This is a genomic window from Oleiphilus sp. HI0079, assembly GCF_001635105.1.
Map to the genome: position 1 here is coordinate 1 of NZ_LWFT01000060.1, position 970 is coordinate 970.

The 970-nt window shown below is 47.7% G+C and carries 1 protein-coding gene and 1 pseudogene; one reads left to right on the forward strand and one right to left on the reverse strand.

What is annotated here, in order from left to right; genetic code table 11:
- Positions 1-225 (reverse strand): annotated as a pseudogene (locus A3750_RS00925) (PLP-dependent cysteine synthase family protein); the annotation flags it as partial.
- Positions 226-330: 105 nt separating this feature from the next.
- Between A3750_RS00925 and A3750_RS00930 the strand changes: the two are divergent.
- Positions 331-970 (forward strand): cation diffusion facilitator family transporter (locus tag A3750_RS00930; protein WP_068547944.1); only part of this gene is annotated, 640 nt, incomplete at its 3' end.

The following is a 970-nucleotide window of genomic DNA, read 5'->3' on the forward strand; positions in this document are numbered from 1 at the left end:
AATGATGGTGGTGTCTTCTCCGACATATCCATTCGCCAACGCATACAAAAATAATGAGCGCGCTAAGCGGTGTTTGAGCGAACCCGTCGGATGTGTGGATTCGTCTTTTATGTAGACCTGGATATCCTGATAACTATCCGGCATCGGAACCTGAAACAAATGCGTGTCAGATGATCGCTGCATTTCGGCCAAGATCAATTTAATCGATTGCTGAACCCAGCTCATATAAAAACCTCCAAACGCTTCTTGTAATTTAGGCACTCTTTAGTTTGAAGGTAGCGCCCAACAAAGTACTATACACCATGTTTTCAACGAATTAAGTAAGCTCCCATGGCAAACGTTCTCACAGACAAACAAGCGCACTTTAATAAACTGATCAAGCTAGCAAGCTGGGCTTCTGTGTGCGTCGCAATCCTATTGCTGCTGATGAAAATTTACGCCTGGTTTTCGACCGGCTCGATTGGCGTACTTGCCTCTTTGGTCGACTCTCTTTTGGACTTGCTTGCCTCGCTCATCAATATGTTTGCGATTCGCTATGCCATGGTGCCAGCCGATAACGAACACCGCTTTGGACATGGTAAGGCAGAGTCTTTGGCGGGGCTCGGGCAGGCGCTATTCATCTCTAGTTCGGCCCTATTTCTGATTATCTACTCGATTGAACGCATGGTGAATCCAAGCGAACTTCGCTCTATCGAAGTGGGCAGTGTCGTGGTCGGCATCTCGATTCTATTAACCTTTGTTCTGGTTGCCTTTCAGCGCTTTGTCGCGAAAAAGACCGGCTCACTTGCCATCAAAGCGGACTCGCTGCATTACGCGTCCGACTTACTATCAAACACGGGCATACTTATCGGGCTCGTTCTTTATCAGCAGGGTATCGTGCAGGCAGACCCAATTATCGCGCTCGCGATTGGTATTTATATTTTGAAATCCGCGTGGGATATTGGCGATGAGGCGATGCACCATCTGCTAG